Origin of the sequence: Bartonella sp. W8167 (genome assembly GCF_016100335.1) — a bacterium.
In the GTDB taxonomy this organism is placed as follows: Bacteria; Pseudomonadota; Alphaproteobacteria; order Rhizobiales; family Rhizobiaceae; genus Bartonella; species Bartonella apis.
Window position 1 is genome coordinate 1053408 of record NZ_JACFSQ010000001.1, and the last position, 16200, is coordinate 1069607.

Genomic DNA, 16200 nt, shown 5'->3' on the forward strand with positions numbered 1-16200 from the left:
ACGTAAATCACAGATATTCCAAGGGGTGTAGGTGAAAAACTTTGCCTATAATTTGCGATAAGCACCACAAATTGCCAAAAAATCACTTGCTTTCAAGCTTGCGCCGCCAACCAGTGCACCATCAACATTTTCTACTCCTAACAACTCGACCGCATTGTTCGGTTTAACCGAACCGCCATAAAGAAGACGAAATTGTTTTCCCGACTGTGCGAAACGGGTAGCAAGTTTATCACGCATAAATTTATGCACTTCACCGACATCAGCAGCCGTCGGAGTTTTACCGGTGCCAATTGCCCAGACAGGCTCATAGGCTATAACCGTATTTTGCGGCGTTGCTCCATCAGGAACCGAGCCCGTCAATTGTTTTCCGATAACATCGAGCGTTTTACCATTCTCACGTTCATCAAGTTTTTCGCCTACACAAATGATGGCAACCAATCCGGCACGCCATGCAGCTTCGGCTTTTTGTCTAACGAGTTCATCGGACTCATGATGATCATTACGTCTTTCGGAATGGCCGACAATGACGTAACTTGCACCTGCTTCTTTAAGCATTGGTGCAGAAATATCGCCGGTATGTGCACCGGAGTCAGCCGTATGGCAATCTTCGCCACCCAACAACAATTTTTCGCCATCAAGACTTGCCGCAGCTCGAGACAAGAGTGTCGCAGGCACACAAATGAGGGCTTCGAACAAACGCCCGAGATCCGAGTTGACTCCGGCCGATATAGCCCGCAACTCGGTCAGAGATTCGCCGGTCCCATTCATTTTCCAATTTCCTGCAACAAGCGGTCTAACATTAGGCGTCATGATTTTTCCTCAATAAAAGTCTTAAAAACTGCGCATTAATAGCCTTAAGTAACAAATTGCCTCACTAAAGCAAGTCTTAAACCTTGCATATTGTGCGCCTTTGTTGCACATCCTAACAGAGCTTTTTGCTGAAATGAAGCCAATTAAAACGGAATTAGCCGATGCTTGATACAATACGAAGTGCTGTCAATTCTTGGGTAGCCAAGGTTTTCCTCGGTCTGCTTGTTCTATGCTTTGTGCTTTTATGGGGTGTGCCGGAATTAAGAAGGACCAGTGGACACGATTTATTTATTTCAGGAAAATCGACAATCAAGGCAGATACTTACAAACTTGCTTTGCGCGACCAAACAATGCGTTTTTCGGTGGCCAATCGTCTGCCACGGTTGCTTTCGGAGGGTGAAGCACAACAATACGGTATTCCGCAATTGGTATTGGCTCAACTCCAGCAGGACGTGCTTCTTGATGAACAAGCCCGACTTATGAAAATCGGTGTTTCGAAAGATGGCATTGCCCGCGCCATCGGTGCTGACCGATTCTTCCAGCAAGAAGGACATTTCGATCGTAATCTTTTCAACAGCTATCTGCGCCAGCTCAATATTCGTGAAGGTGATTTTGTCGACTATTTTGCAGGTAAAGAAGTGCGTGACCAGATTATTTATTCATCGACCGACGGCATGAAAGCTCCTGATGTATTTTATGCTGCGCTCAAAAATTATAGGGGAGAAACACGTTCGGTCGATTATCTTGTCATTTCCCCCAAAGAGGCCGGAAAGCTCAAAGAACCGACAGCCGACGACCTACAAAAATGGTTTGATAGTCATATCAGCGAATTTCACGCTCCTGAATATCGTCAGGTCACACTTATGGAAATGACGCCGGACAGCTTGATAAAACCTGCCGATGTCTCGACTGACGAAGCCAAAGAATATTACACCGCCAATGCTTCACGGTTTGTTTCCCCGGAAGAGCGCACCGTCGAAATTCTGCGTTTCAAAACCAGAGAAGAAGCCGATAATGCTTCTGCAAAGCTCGGAAAAGGTATGACGTTCGAAGAACTCGTCAATTCCGAACACAAAACACTCAAAGATATCACCAAAGGCCCTGCCCCGAAGACAGGTTTCAGCTCGACCATTGCGTCTGACATTTTTGGTCTGGACTTGAATAAAGTCAGCGATGTGATCAATGACCTTGAAGGCCCCGTCATCATGCGTGTCGTTAATATTACACCGCAAGGGCCTATCCCCTTTGAAAAAGCCGAACAAAATATTCGTGAGACCTTAGCCAAAAACAATGCGGCAAAAGCGATGCGAGACGACCATGATGCCATTGAAAATGCCCGCTTCGAAGGTGTTTCGCTGGATGAACTCGCTCAACAATATAAGTTGAAGCTCAGAAAAATTACAGTCGATTCCAAGGCACAGGCTCCTGATGGCCAAGCCGTAGCCGACCTTCCACAACAATCTATTCTGGTTGACGGAATTTTCCAGGCTGCGGAAGGTGCCGATCTCGACCCCATCGCCATACAGGGCGGTGGTTATCTCTGGTATCGCGTTGACAAAGTTATCAATGCTCGCGACAAGGCATTGGATGAGGTCAAAGACAAGGTTATTGAAGGATGGAAGGTTGATGAGCTGCAAAAGGCTCTTGATGATAAAGCTTCGCAACTCGAGACCGAATTGAACAACCATAAAACGCTTGATGATCTCGCAAAAGAGCTGGGAGTTACAAAAAAGACGGCACACGGACTCAAGCGCGGTGGTTCGGATGAAGTGCTCGGAGCAGATGGCGTCAATGCTGCATTCTCCGGTCCAAAAGGACACACTGGTGTGTCAAGAGCATCCAATAGCAATCAACGTATTGTCTATCTCGTAACCGAATCTGTCCAGCCTCTCAACACGGATGCGAACTCTTTGGAGCCGGATATAAAAGAAAACATAGATGCTATGATGGCTACCGATTTGCGTATGGAAATGCTGCAGCTTGCCAATGAAATGGCACCTGTCAAAGCTGATACACAAAACCTTAAAACAATAACAAACAGTCTCCAGTGAGGATATTATGAGTGACCTAAAACCTTTCATAAACAAGGTTGCAACAGGTGCTTCACTTACAAAAGATGAAGCTGAAGAAGCCTTCACAATCATGATGTCCGGGCAAGCGACACCAGCCCAAATCGGAGGTTTTTTAATGTCGCTTCGCGTTCGCGGTGAAACCCTTGACGAAATTACCGGTGCCGTTGCTTCCATGCGCAAGAAAATGCTGCGGGTCGATTCAGTGGATGGAGCAGTCGATATTGTCGGCACGGGCGGTGACCAGTCGGGTTCTTACAATGTTTCAACCGCTACCGCTTTTGTTGTTGCCGGTGCCGGAGTACCGGTGGGTAAACACGGCAACCGTGCATTATCGTCAAAATCGGGTGCTGCCGACGCTTTGGCAGCCCTCGGAGTGAATATTGATGCCACTCCGGAAATGATCGGCCGCTGTATCCGTGAAGTGGGAATTGGTTTCATGTTTGCACCGACCCATCACTCGGCTATGCGTCATGTGGGGCCTGCGCGCGTCGAACTCGGCACACGTACAATCTTCAATATACTTGGGCCACTTTCCAATCCTGCCGGTGTTACCAACCAGTTGATCGGCGTCTTTTCACCCAAATGGGTGGTTCCGATTGCCAAAGTGCTTCAAGGACTTGGTTCAAAATCATTATGGGTTGTTCATGGTAGCGGTATGGATGAACTCACAACAGCGGGTGAAACAGAAGTTGCTGCGCTTAAAGACGGTGTTCTCACAACTTTTACGGTTACACCCGAGGATGCCGGTTTGAAGCGTGTTACAATGGCAGAGCTCAAAGGTGGCGATCCGCAATATAATGCAAAGGCATTGCGAGCGGTTCTTGAAGGGCAACATGGTGCTTATCGTGATATTGTTCTTTTGAACTCTGCCGCAGCTTTCATCATTGCCGGAAAAGCCGACACATTAAAGCAAGGTGTCAAAATTGCCGAGCAAAGCATTGATCAAGGTAAAGCTAAAGAAAAGCTGGAACATTTGATAAAGGTTTCAAACGACCTTGGTGAGAATAATGAGTGATATTTTAAAGAAAATTGAATCCTATAAACTTAAGGAAATAGACAAAGCCAAAGATGCTTTGCCACTCGAAAAATTAAAGAAATTGGTTTCTAAAGCCGATAAACCACGCGGTTTTTATAAAGCACTGAAAGCCAAGGAAGATAAAGACCTTTTCGGTTTGATTGCCGAAATCAAGAAAGCGAGCCCGTCTAAAGGGCTTATTAGAGAAGATTTCGACCCGCCGGCACTTGCTAAAGCTTATGAGGAAGGTGGGGCAGCCTGTCTTTCGGTTCTAACCGATACCCCGTCTTTTCAGGGCTCTCCGGAATTTTTACGTGCAGCACACAATGCCTGTAAGCTTCCGGCATTGAGGAAGGATTTTCTCTTCGACACCTATCAGGTCTATGAAGCGCGCGCATGGGGCGCTGATTGCATTCTTATTATTCTTGCGGCAGTTGATGATAATTTGGCCAAAGCGCTGGAAGAAACCGCATTCGAACTTGGTATGGATGTTCTCATTGAAACCCATAATGAAGCTGAAGTCGAACGGGCATTAAAACTTAAATCGCCGCTTATCGGGGTCAATAACCGCAATTTGCGCAATTTTGAAGTTGACCTTGCCAATTCGGAAAGGCTCTCCCATATGGTTCCTCATGATCGCCTGTTGGTGGGAGAAAGTGGTATTTTTACCCATGACGATTTGAAAAGATTGGAAAAAAGCAACATCCGTTCATTCCTGATCGGAGAAAGTCTGATGCGGCGGAACGATGTTGCAAAGGCGACGAGAACCTTACTAGGACTATAAAATGAGCGATAAACTAACCCATGTGAATGCCAAAGGTGAAGCACACATGGTTGATGTCGGGGGAAAACACGAAACCGACCGGATAGCTATTGCCCACGGTTCTATAAAAATGGCAAGACACACTCTCGAAGCAATCGAGAATGGCAACGCACCCAAAGGTGATGTTTTGGCCACTGCCAGAATAGCGGGTATTATGGGGGCAAAAAAAACATCGGAACTTATTCCGCTATGCCATCCGCTCATGCTTACAAAAATTGCTGTCGACATCACCGCCGATCACGATTTACCGGGCTATCAGGTTACTGCAACCGTAGGTCTTAACGGCAAGACCGGTGTCGAGATGGAAGCTCTGACAGCTGTATCAATTACATGTTTGACAATTTACGATATGGCAAAAGCTCTGGATAAAAGCATGGTCATCAGCAATATCTGTTTATTGGAAAAGCGGGGAGGAAAATCTGGCACATGGAAGCGAGAAGAAAACAATGCCTCTCATCAATGTTGACGAATCTTTAAACCGTTTACTTGCCGCAACGGACACACTTGAAAGCGTGCTTACGCCTCTAACCAAGGTCGGACAGGCGCAAGTTCTGGCTCAGGATGTCATTGCCGAATTGACTGAACCACCTTTCCGTTCTTCTGCGATGGACGGTTTTGCAATACGATTTCAGGATTACCGGAAAGAAGCGAAATTCCATGTTGTCGGAGAAGCTGCGGCCGGCAAAGGCTATGACGGGAAAATCGGCAAAGAAGAAGCTATCCGGATATTTACCGGCGCTCCTGTTCCTGACGACGCCGATACTATAATCATTCAGGAAAATGCCGTTATTGACGGTGACACTGTCTCCTTTACTAAAGCGCCCGAACAAAATGCCAATATTCGTCCAAGAGGCGGAAATTTCGAGAAAGGAGATAGCGTCCTTAAAAAAGGGCGCATCATGACGCCTTCGGCCTTGGCACTTTGCGCGTCAACCGGCCATGGAGCGGTAAAAGTCGTCAGACGCCCGAAAATTGCTGTGTTGGCGACGGGGAACGAACTCGTAGAAGCCGGAGAGATACCCGGAAAAGACCAAATCGTATGCTCTAATTCCTATGGTCTTAACTATCTGATACGGGCTCATCATTGCGATATTGTCGATCTCGGCATCGCCCGCGACAATGAAGCATCAATCCGCGAAAAGATTAACCGTGCGAAAGAAGAGAAAGTTGATCTTCTTGTCACCAGTGGTGGTGTTTCTGTCGGCAAATATGACCTTGTGCAAACGGTGTTGAAATCGGAAGGTATGAAACTCGACTTCTGGAAGGTTGCAATGCGTCCCGGCAAGCCCCTCATGTTCGGGGTTTTGCCGCATGACCATAAAATGCTGGTTTTGGGCCTTCCCGGAAACCCTGTTTCAAGCATGGTTTGCGGTCACATTTTTCTGGTGCCAATATTGGAAAAACTTTCAGGAAGAACTTACCGCCCTCACATTGAAGACGCGCTTCTTGCCGTTCCGCTGCCGGAAAATGGCCCGAGACGACATTTTGTCCGTGCCAACCTCAGCGTTAACGCAAAAGGCGAAAGATGGGTCACGCCGGTGCGGAGTCAGGATTCATCCTTGATACGCCTCATGGCCAATGCTGATTGTCTCATTATTCGTGAAGAAAACGGTACGCCGCTTCAAGTTGGAGAGCCATGCCGCATTTTCATTCCCGACGGCGCTGGCTTATAATATTTTCGGCGCGGTCGTGTCGCTGCCCTGTTGAATGGGGGTAATGACGCGGCCTATCATTTGAAATCGAGAACTATACATGCATTTCCATTCCCGAGGGTGCGGGCCTATAATATTTTCGGCATGCGTCCGGTTATAGCTGCTTTTGTAATAGCAAGATAATGGCGAAGCGGCGAAGGTGTGACACATTCCTTGAATGCCAGTGTGTCTTTCTTTTCAATTTTTCGTAGCGCCTCCGGTATGATTGCCAGAGGAAGAAAAACCGACCGCACGCTCACCGGCAAAGTTTTATAATGTTGATAGAATTCCCGATAATGTTTTTTATCAAGTTCGATTGCTGCGTTTAAAAGTTTTTTTTGCTTTTCTAATTCATCATGAGGCGCAGCGACAAGGAAATCCTCTGCCGTTGCTTCAACAATATTTTGCGGAAAATATTGGCGTCCATTTGCCTTTAACAAAGGAAGCGAACGTAAGAGCCTGCACATAAAATCTGCCATTCCACCGTGTCCGGATGCTTCCGCTGTCAATGAGGAAGCATTTTTATCAAGAATTTGACAGGAAAGTTCCAAAAGCGTGCTTATGGTTTCACCGCAATAGCCTTCAAGGCTTGTTACATCAGGCATTTGATCGTCATAAAAGTCGAATAGACGTGCATCACAATAGCGTAATAACGCCGATTTCGGTAATGCGTATTGATGAATTGTGGAAAGCAACGCACTTAAAACGGGATTGCCCTCGCCCGTTTTGTCGGCTTCTATTGCATCACGCCACCATCGCAAACGGATTTCACCGATCATCGGTTCGCGCACAGTTTCCGTAATACGATTGATCTCGACATTGAAAGCAAAAAGGCTCGCGAGCCCCGCACGATATTTCTGTGGCGCAAACAGGATGGAGAGATAGCGATCTCTATCGCTCTCTTTTAAAAGTCCAAAACAATAGGCGCCATCTTTATTCATTCAACTGCATAAAGAAGTGCGGCAACCGCACGATCTTCCGCCAAGAGGACATTAAACGTTCGAACAGCAGCACCGGTACTCATCGTATCGGTCGATATGTGTTTTTTATGTAAAACTGTTCTCATATCTTCCGGCAACCGCAACAAATTCTCTCCTGTACCAACAAGAAATACTTCGATTTTATCGGCTTCATCAAGAACGTGTTTTATATCGTCCATCGTGGGCAGAGGAGCTTTCATATCAAGCCCGTATATTCCCGATGGAACACAGACGATCGAACCCCGATGGGACATATCGGCAAAGCGAAATCCGCCATTTCCATAAGCATCGATCGGCGCACGTCCGGGATAATGCGCTTCCCTCATTTTGATTGCATCAGACATTATGAACCTTCAATGCCGGTCTGCTTCGGCTTGACTTTCAAAAGCACAAGCATTGGGCCGGCTATAAATATGGAAGAGTATGTGCCTATGATTATACCAATGAGGAGAACCGATGCAAAATCTTTCATATCCGCCCCACCAAAATAATAAAGCGGAATATGCGCAAGCAAAGTTGCAAGAGAAGTTAAAATTGTGCGCGATAATGTCCGGTTGATCGCAATATCGACAAGACTGCGCATATCGATATTGCCGCGTTTTTTAAGGAGCGAACGGACCCGGTCATAAACAACAATCGTGTCGTTCAATGAATATCCGATAATAGCAAGGAGTGCCGCGATGCTCCAAAGATTGAATTGCCATTGGAAGAGCAGAAATATGCCTACAAGAATGATAATATCATGAACCGTTGTCAAAACGGCTCCGATTGCAAATTGCCAGCGGAAACGCCATAAAACATAAATGAATATGGCAAGCAAAGATACGAAAATGGCAAGTGCACTGACACGGCTCAATTCTGATGAAATGGTCGGACCAACAATATCAAGACGCTGCAAAGTGTAATCATTGCCGAATTCGCCCCGAAGTTTTACTGCGACTGTTTGTTCGGCATCTTCACCATTCTCTTGGCTTGCAATTGTCAATTCCGCTTCCGAAGGTCTTTTGGTCGGCGAAACATTGACACCACCGATGTTGAGATCATTGACCCGCGAGGCAATGTCATAAATATCGGCCTTGCCGTTTTTAGCTTCGAGAACCGCTAATGATCCTCCGGCAAAATCGATCCCGTAATTTACTCCGGCTGTCACATAGAGGCCGCCAGTCAAAATAATCAGCACCGTGGACAATGCCAATGTTATTTTTCCAAGTTTCATAAAGCGGATACTGGTGTTAGGCGGAATAATACGAATAATACGTTGTGGTATTTCACGAGGATGAAATGTCCGGATCCACCAGCTGATCATCATCCGCGTGAACGTAAAAGTCGTAAAAAGCGACGTCAAAATGCCGATTGTAACTGTCAGTGCAAACCCGTGAATGGGGCCGGTACCCAACATGAACAAAACCAGTGCTGCAATGAAAGTCGTAACGTTGGCATCAACAATCGTGCTCATAGCACCCGAAAAACCCGCTTCAACAGCTTGGGTTACCGAATAATTATTGCGCCTTGCCTCGCGTACGCGCTCGTAAATCAGAATATTGGCGTCGACCGACACGCCAATGATGAGAACGAGGCCTGCAAATCCGGCAAGCGTCAACGGCGTGCCGACAAGGCTTAGCACTGCAACCAGCATCATCAAATTGGCAGCCAATGCAACATCGGCAGTTAGCCCCAAAAGGCCGTACGACAAAACCATAAAAACGGCAACGATAACAAGAGCACCAAAAGCAGCATGCAGACCGGCTTTTGCATAAGCCGATCCGAGATCACCCCCCACTGTTCTCTCTTCAATAAAAGTCAAATCCGTCGGGAGTGGTCCTGTTGTCAAAACAGTCTCGAGATTATGGGCTACATCATCCGGCAATGGCCCTACCCGAATATAGCCATCGTCGATTGGCACCGGAAATCTCATTGCTGCCAGCACTTCATTGTCAAACACAATGATAAGCCGTTTGTCAGGATTTTTTCGGGTAAAGTCGGAGAGTTTTTGTTGTCCTTCGCTATCCAGTGCGACAGTTAATAGCGAACCGTCTGTATTGGCGTTTTTTTCTGCATAAGCGCCGGCAATATTGTCATTGGTCAGAAATGGATGATCTTTCAACAAATAACTTACTGGCGGATCATCCATTGAATAGGTAACGATTGTGCCTTCCGGACGAGCAACTTTGCCCATAACCACATCGTTTACAGAAACGGACGTGTCTTCTTCATAAAGTGAAAAACGGGCAGTTACGCTTACGATATCTTTAAGCAGCTGGACATCAAAAAGTCCCGGCACCTCTATACGGATTTTATCGCGGCTTTGTTTGGCAATGGAATAGTCTTCAAAACCTGCAGCCCCGATATCGAGCCGTCTTTTCATGACGTCTATCGTCGCATCACGCTCAGCGATTTCACTTTTCGGTAATTGGACCACAAGGCGGGAGCCACCTTGCAAATCGACGCCCATTGGCAAATGAAGCTTCGAATAGATTGTCGGCAACTGGTTAAGAAGAGCCTGCGGTAATATATTAGGCAGAGCCACGACGACGCCGATAATCACAACCAGCCAGACCAGAAGCCGTTTCCAGCGAGGAAAATAAAGCATAAGAAGGCTCCCGATTTTATATCAAATTATGCGTCCCGAAAAACACAATTACCATTGCCCATGCTATTACCGGTGCCAATACACTCGTCCCTGCTAGAGATAACCTTTGCAAGTATGAGCAACCTTAATTCCAACAAAAGGCTCAATCGGCAATTTTCAATGGGACAATCAAAAATTTTCCCATCTTACAAGAATCAATGATTCCCGTTTAACGGGAATCATCTTTATCAAACTTGAAAAAAACGTCAAACACCCGTTTTCTATTCGGTCAAGCTCCTGTCTTTTCCTTGGCTGCTTCGGCTTCGGCCTTGTTTCCGTCTTTTTCGACTTTAGTGGTATCGTTTTCGCTAGTAGCCTCGTCAGGTGCAGCAATTTGCGCAACCTCATCATTGCCGGTCTTTGCACTATTATCGGATTGCTTTTTCTTGTTTTTGCTTTTACCGGCTTTAATCGCAGGCTTGGACTTTTGTTCGCTAACCGGCTCACCCTTGACCTCGACAGTCAGGATTTTAGACCGCAATACGCGAACGCGGGTATTTTCCGCAATTTCGACTTCCACTTCACCGTTCGCATCACCAACAACTTTCGTAACGCGACCGATAAGACCGCCTTCGGTAACGACTGTATCGCCCCGACGAATGGCATTCAGCATTTCCTGACGCTTTTTCATCTGGTTGCGCTGCGGCCGGATGATGAGAAAATACATGATGACGAAAATTAAAATAAAAGGTGCAAACGTCATCAAAGTTGACACTTCCCCTGTCGAACCACCAGCGGCCTGTGCATAAGCGTTGGTAATAAACATTAACTATCTCCTAGCTTTGATAGCGGGCATCACCCGTTTTGGACAATTTCGTTCAATAGATAAGTCAAACTTGACATTTAAGAGCATGTTGCTCTTTCAACCGCTTCTAGCGGTCAACATTCAATTCTAGGCATTAAAGCTTTGCCCTTGATAACGCAACCGACAAAGCTTTCAAGAAGAAAAATTTTGGATTTATCCGCGCCCATGCTAAAGATATGCGTTCATTAAATGGCGGAAAGTTGAAATGACCAACGAAAATTTAGACCACAAACTGGATCAATTAATTGCCATATTATCGCGCATGGCTCCCCCGGAAATTAAACCCCTTGATATGGACCAATGCGATTGTTTTGTGTGGATCCCGGAAAAGCTCACCCTTAATCCCGTCAAACATGTCAACCGGATTGACATTGATCTCATCAAGGGCGTCGAGCAAGCCCGCGACGCACTTATTGAAAATACCCGTCAATTTGCAAATGGCTTGCCTGCCAACAATGTTCTCCTCTGGGGAGCGCGCGGCATGGGCAAATCTTCACTCGTAAAATCTGTTCAAGCCAAAATTAACAAGGAAAATGCCGGTAAACTTCCGTTGAAACTTATTGAAATTCATCGTGAAGATATCGGTACACTTCCCGTACTCTTGAGTGAACTTAGAAAAACGCCTTACAGATCTATTATTTTTTGTGATGATTTGTCTTTTGATCAGGATGATACGTCCTATAAATCGCTCAAGGCAGCCCTCGACGGTGGTGTCGAAGGACGCCCCGAAAATGTTGTTTTTTATGCAACCTCGAACCGTCGCCATTTAATGCCTCGCGAGATGATTGATAATGAATCGTCAACGGCCGTTAACCCGTCCGAAGCCATTGAAGAAAAAGTCTCGCTTTCCGACCGATTCGGCTTATGGCTTGGTTTCCATAAATGTGGGCAAGACGAATATCTTGATATGATAGACGGTTATGTCCGTCATTACGGGCTTGATGAACCGCTTGATAAAATCCACCATGATGCGCTCGAATGGGCAACTACGCGTGGAAACCGTTCGGGACGCGTAGCTTGGCAGTTTATTATGGGACTTGCCGGAAGATTGGGCAAGAAACTCGACTAAACGTAACGTCCCATACGAATAACAAAAAAGCCGGTAGAAAACCGGCTTTCGCATGAACTTCGGACTGTGGACGCTATCAGTTTTCCAGATATTTGATCGGATTGACAGGGCTTGAATTCTTGCGCACTTCAAAATGGACACGCGGTGTCGACGCATTGCCTGACATACCGGATTTTGCGATCTCGTCACCGCGGCGGACCTTCTGGCCGCGTTGGACGAGAATTTTGCTATTGTGCCCGTAGACAGTAACAATATTGTTTTCATGGCGGATAAGCACGGTATTACCGAATTCTTTCAAACCATCGCCAGCATAAATAACGACACCGTTTTCGGCCGCTTTAACAGACGATCCTTCCGGTGCCATAATATCAATACCGTCATTGGTGCTTGAGCCTTCTTTTTGGCCGAAGCTTGAAAGAATGCGTCCTTGTGCAGGCCAACGCATTTTGGAAATGCCTGTCGCCTGAGGTGCTACAACGGCTACATTTTCAGCCTGATTCATCGTCGTATCACTGCCTTTTGCGACAGCGGGTTCGGCGGCCGGTTTTGCCGGTTCATTCTGTGCGGTCTTGGTGGGCTCTGCTGCCGGCTGGGTTGCAGCGGGCTGGCTTGCCACTGCGGTTTTTGTCGGCGTTGTCACCTGTTTTGTTTCAGGTAATGCTGCAGGTGTAGCAGTTTTCGCGGTTGCAGCAGATGGAGTTGCGGCAGCGACTTCAGTGTTATGACCACCCGGAACGATCAAAGATTGCCCGACACGGATTGCACCATTGCTCAAGCCATTGGCACTTTTAAGCGAATCGACACTTACGCCGGTTTTACGAGAAACACTGTAGAGAGTGTCACCGCTTTGAACGATATAGCTGCCATTTTTCTTTGATGCAGATTGTGAGGTGGTCGAGGAAGACGATGACGACATCTGACCGAGATTATGAGGCGGTGTCCCCATAACCTGACCGGCAGAAGCAACCTGTGTAGGCTGCGAAGAAGCACCATAACTAGGTTGCGGCTGTGACTGGGTTGCCTGATAGGAAGGTTGACCAGCTACCGGCGGCAGATCGCTACTTTGAATAGAACCTGTCGTTTGCGGCATCTGCTGATAACCGGCTTGTTTATTGATTGCCTGTTGCTGATTAGCGGTTGCGCCAGTATAGAAACTGTCTGTAAAACGTTGGGTACCGGAACTGCATCCTGTGGCGAAACCAGCTAGGATGAACAATGCCGCTGTTCGAAGATAGCGGTGCGAAGCTTTACTCATTATTTTCAAACGCATGTTTTTTGTCCATTTACCCGATACTCAACTAAAGGCATTAAATCGTGTTAATGTTACCCGACGGTTAAAATTTCGATTAAGGTTAAAAAAAATATTGTCTCCGACAAGAAAACCGGATTTTCCACGCGATTATATTGAAACCACGATATATATATGGTTTTAAGCGAGCAAACACGCAAGTTGGTATTGGCAGACAGGCGTTACTGATAGGGTGCTTTGAAGCCGCTATTATCACTTTTTTATAAATCGTTTTTTAGCTTCTACAAAATTGCGGCAACACCTTCAATAAAAGGTTGGTAGCGTACCCTGAACATATCCATTCTCTCGAACCTGCTTCCCGTCTTGCGGTAACGCACCACCATCTGTTCGCCTTCATCCGGTCCGATAGCTTCGATAAGCACGCCATTTGACGCCAAGAGTTCGAGGAATTCTTGTGGATCACGATTGGATGACGGCCATACCAAGATCCGGTCATAAGGGCCAGAGCCCGACAAAGCACGGCTACCATCCATCTGACGCAAAACAATATTATCTATTTCTAGGGCGTGAAATCTTTGGCGGGCAATGTCACACAAAGTTTTATAGCGTTCGACCGTCGTCACACGCCCGGCAAGCCTTGCAATCAACGCTGCGGTAAATCCCGAACCGGTTCCGATTTCGAGTACGCGATGTTTCTTTTCGAGCGCGAGAGCAGAAATAATATATAATTGTTCCTCAAGCCTTTCGATGTATTCGCCACATTCTATCGGGATAACTTTGTTTTCATAGGCACTTTCGGTAAAAGGCGCCGAAACAAAGTCCCGACGCGATGTGCGCTCAAGGGCTGCAAACAAAGCCATATCATCAAGTCCCCTACCCCGCATTTTGAGGACAAGATTAATCAATTCCTCTCGCTCTAACAAAGGGGGCATTGATTGCATCAGCCTAGTTTCTCCCTAATGCAGTCGCCAACTCGGCAAGGAAGCCATGAGCCGTCAGATCAAGTTGGACAGGCGTAACCGAAACAGCCTTATCCTGAAGAACATCGATATCTGTGGTTTCTTTATTCTTGCCTTTTCCCCTGCTGAAATACATCCAGTAATAAGGGAAACCCCGACCATCTGCGCGCTTGTCAATGAGTATCTCGTGGCCACGGTTACCAAGGGGCGCAACAGACAAACCGGTGACTTCATCAACATGACAGGCAGGGAAATTCACATTTAAGAAAACACCCTCAGGAAGCGGAATTTTTACAAGATTTTTCAAAATATCCGGAGCCAGAGACAATACGGTGTTCCAAGGCACATTTTGACAATTGGTTGCGTGGACAAATTCTTGCGACAAGGCAATCGAACGGATGCCTTGCATCATCCCTTCTACCGCACCCGAAACCGTACCCGAATAGCTCACATCGTCGGCAAGATTACCACCGGCATTAACGCCCGAAAGAACAAGATCTGGCGCTTCCGGCATAATGTGCTTGACAGCCATAATAACACAATCGGTAGGAGTACCTTTCAAAGCAAAATGTTTTTCATCGATTTGACGCAAACGTAATGGCTCTGAAATTGTTAATGAATGCGAAACACCACTTTGATCTTCTTCCGGAGCGACAACCCAGACATCATCAGAGAGTTTACGGGCGATCTGTTCAAGAACTTTCAACCCTTCCGCATGAATACCGTCATCATTGGTTAGCAAAATACGCATATTGAAGTTCCCTGCAATTTTTTTATGCTTCAATCCGGTCCTGCCCGCCCATATAGGGGCGTAGAACTTCCGGTATGACCACAGAGCCATCTTTTTGCTGATAATTTTCCATTACTGCAATGAGACAGCGCCCGACGGCAACGCCCGAGCCATTCAGAGTATGAACAAAGCACGGCGATTTTTCACCTTCTTTGCGGTAACGCGTATTCATGCGCCGAGCCTGAAAATCACCACATACCGAGCAGCTTGAAATTTCCCGATAAGTATTTTGTCCAGGAAGCCATACTTCGAGGTCATATGTTTTTCGGGAACTAAATCCCATATCGCCGGTACACAAAGTAATTGTGCGGAACGGAAGACCCAGACGTTTTAAAATATCTTCAGCGCAACCGGTCATGCGTTCCAATTCATCCAAAGAACTGTCTTCATCGGTAATAGACACCATTTCCACTTTCCAGAACTGGTGCTGACGCAACATACCGCGCGTATCACGACCGGCAGCACCGGCTTCCGAACGGAAGCACGGGGTCAAGGCAGTGACGCGAATCGGAAGCTTTTTGGCGTCCAGAATATCGCCTGCAACGAGATTCGTCAGAGGCACTTCCGCCGTTGGAATAAGCCAACGCCCGTCTGTTGTCTCAAACAGGTCTTCGGCAAATTTGGGCAGTTGGGCAGTGCCGAAAAGCGCGCTGTCACGAACGAGAACCGGAACTGAAACTTCACGATAGCCATGTTCCAGCGTGTGGACATCAATCATGAATTGGCCAAGTGCCCTTTCAAGACGGGCAAGCTGTCCCGACAAGACTGTGAAACGTGCGCCGGAAAGTTTCACCGCACGATCAAAATCCATTTGGCCGAGTTTTTCACCAATTTCGAAATGTTGTTTGGGTTCGAACGGGAAAGTCGGTGGTGTTCCCACCTTATAACGTTCGACATTGTCATTTTCGTCGCGCCCTACCGGCACATCGTCAAGCGGAATATTAGGAATACGGGACAGTGCGTCATCAAGAGCGGCTGTCAGCTCTTTTCCTTTTGTCTCTGCTGTTGAAAGGAATGTTTTGAGTTCTGCCACTTCCGACTTCAAGGCTTCGGCCCGTTTAGTATCACCGGATGCCATAGCCTGCGCAATTTCTTTCGAAGCGGCATTGCGTCTTTCCTGCGCAACCTGAACGTGAGAAACGTGGTTACGACGCTCAAGATCAAGCGCTATCAGTTTCTCTGCCTGTGGTTCGGCACTACGTTTTGCCAAAGCTTCGTCGAGTTTCTGCGGATTTTCCCGAATCCATTTGATATCAAGCATCAAGATATTCCTGTACAAATTTTTTTAATTCTATTTCTGTTCTTAAA

At 46.8% G+C, this 16200-nt stretch carries 15 protein-coding genes; 6 read left to right on the top strand and 9 right to left on the bottom strand.

Going from position 1 to position 16200, the window contains the following annotated elements:
• Positions 1 to 45: 45 nt before the first annotated feature.
• The gene (gene tpiA / locus H3V12_RS04320) at positions 46 to 810 is read right to left on the bottom strand and encodes a triose-phosphate isomerase (protein ID WP_198213023.1); all 765 of its coding nucleotides are present in this window, start codon (positions 808 to 810) and stop codon (positions 46 to 48) included.
• Positions 811 to 971: 161 nt separating this feature from the next.
• Between tpiA and H3V12_RS04325 the strand changes: the two genes are divergently transcribed.
• The 5 genes from H3V12_RS04325 to glp are packed head-to-tail and all read left to right on the top strand — an operon-like array spanning position 972 to position 6393.
• Complete coding sequence (locus tag H3V12_RS04325; RefSeq protein WP_198213025.1) at positions 972 to 2861, top strand: peptidyl-prolyl cis-trans isomerase; 1890 nt, start codon at positions 972 to 974, stop codon at positions 2859 to 2861.
• Between the two features lie 7 nt (positions 2862 to 2868).
• The gene (trpD, locus tag H3V12_RS04330; RefSeq protein ID WP_075870002.1) at positions 2869 to 3897 is read left to right on the top strand and encodes an anthranilate phosphoribosyltransferase; all 1029 of its coding nucleotides are present in this window, start codon (positions 2869 to 2871) and stop codon (positions 3895 to 3897) included.
• Entirely contained in the window at positions 3887 to 4681 is a 795-nt protein-coding gene (trpC, locus tag H3V12_RS04335; protein ID WP_198213798.1) for an indole-3-glycerol phosphate synthase TrpC, read from the top strand. Before trpD ends, trpC begins: the two co-directional genes overlap by 11 nt.
• A 1-nt stretch (position 4682) precedes the next feature.
• On the top strand, positions 4683 to 5186 hold the full coding sequence (gene moaC, locus H3V12_RS04340) for a cyclic pyranopterin monophosphate synthase MoaC (protein ID WP_198213027.1): 504 nt from the start codon (positions 4683 to 4685) through the stop codon (positions 5184 to 5186).
• Entirely contained in the window at positions 5167 to 6393 is a 1227-nt protein-coding gene (glp, locus tag H3V12_RS04345) for a gephyrin-like molybdotransferase Glp (RefSeq protein WP_198213029.1), read from the top strand. The genes moaC and glp overlap by 20 nt, the downstream gene beginning before the upstream one ends.
• Before the next feature lie 107 nt (positions 6394 to 6500).
• On the opposite strand, the gene H3V12_RS04350 is transcribed toward glp, so the two are convergent.
• The 4 genes from H3V12_RS04350 to yajC all read right to left on the bottom strand — a co-directional run bounded on the left by H3V12_RS04350 (position 6501) and on the right by yajC (position 10786).
• Positions 6501 to 7352: a squalene/phytoene synthase family protein gene (locus H3V12_RS04350; RefSeq protein ID WP_198213031.1), complete on the bottom strand. Its 852-nt coding sequence runs from the start codon at positions 7350 to 7352 to the stop codon at positions 6501 to 6503.
• Positions 7349 to 7735, bottom strand: coding sequence for an MTH938/NDUFAF3 family protein (locus tag H3V12_RS04355; protein WP_075870007.1), 387 nt, complete (start codon positions 7733 to 7735; stop codon positions 7349 to 7351). Before H3V12_RS04355 ends, H3V12_RS04350 begins: the two co-directional genes overlap by 4 nt.
• Positions 7735 to 9981: a protein translocase subunit SecD gene (gene secD / locus H3V12_RS04360; protein ID WP_198213033.1), complete on the bottom strand. Its 2247-nt coding sequence runs from the start codon at positions 9979 to 9981 to the stop codon at positions 7735 to 7737. The genes H3V12_RS04355 and secD overlap by 1 nt, the downstream gene beginning before the upstream one ends.
• A 268-nt stretch (positions 9982 to 10249) precedes the next feature.
• Positions 10250 to 10786 carry a preprotein translocase subunit YajC gene (gene yajC / locus H3V12_RS04365; protein WP_083655618.1) on the bottom strand — a complete coding sequence of 179 codons (537 nt, stop codon included), beginning with the start codon at positions 10784 to 10786 and terminating at the stop codon, positions 10250 to 10252.
• A 244-nt stretch (positions 10787 to 11030) separates the two neighbouring features.
• Here yajC and H3V12_RS04370 point away from each other — a divergent pair, with 244 nt between their 5' ends.
• Positions 11031 to 11894: an ATP-binding protein gene (locus H3V12_RS04370; protein WP_198213035.1), complete on the top strand. Its 864-nt coding sequence runs from the start codon at positions 11031 to 11033 to the stop codon at positions 11892 to 11894.
• A gap of 76 nt (positions 11895 to 11970) precedes the next feature.
• Here H3V12_RS04370 and H3V12_RS04375 read toward each other — a convergent pair whose 3' ends face one another.
• The 4 genes from H3V12_RS04375 to serS all read right to left on the bottom strand — a co-directional run bounded on the left by H3V12_RS04375 (position 11971) and on the right by serS (position 16153).
• Positions 11971 to 13164, bottom strand: a complete 1194-nt coding sequence (locus H3V12_RS04375; RefSeq protein ID WP_198213037.1) for a M23 family metallopeptidase — start codon at positions 13162 to 13164, stop codon at positions 11971 to 11973.
• A gap of 260 nt (positions 13165 to 13424) precedes the next feature.
• Positions 13425 to 14084 (bottom strand): protein-L-isoaspartate(D-aspartate) O-methyltransferase, encoded by a 660-nt coding sequence (locus H3V12_RS04380; RefSeq protein WP_198213039.1) that lies wholly within the window; start codon positions 14082 to 14084, stop codon positions 13425 to 13427.
• Between the two features lie 4 nt (positions 14085 to 14088).
• Complete coding sequence (gene surE, locus H3V12_RS04385; protein ID WP_198213041.1) at positions 14089 to 14853, bottom strand: 5'/3'-nucleotidase SurE; 765 nt, start codon at positions 14851 to 14853, stop codon at positions 14089 to 14091.
• A 22-nt stretch (positions 14854 to 14875) separates the two neighbouring features.
• Positions 14876 to 16153 carry a serine--tRNA ligase gene (gene serS, locus H3V12_RS04390; RefSeq protein WP_198213043.1) on the bottom strand — a complete coding sequence of 426 codons (1278 nt, stop codon included), beginning with the start codon at positions 16151 to 16153 and terminating at the stop codon, positions 14876 to 14878.
• Positions 16154 to 16200 lie beyond the last annotated feature (47 nt).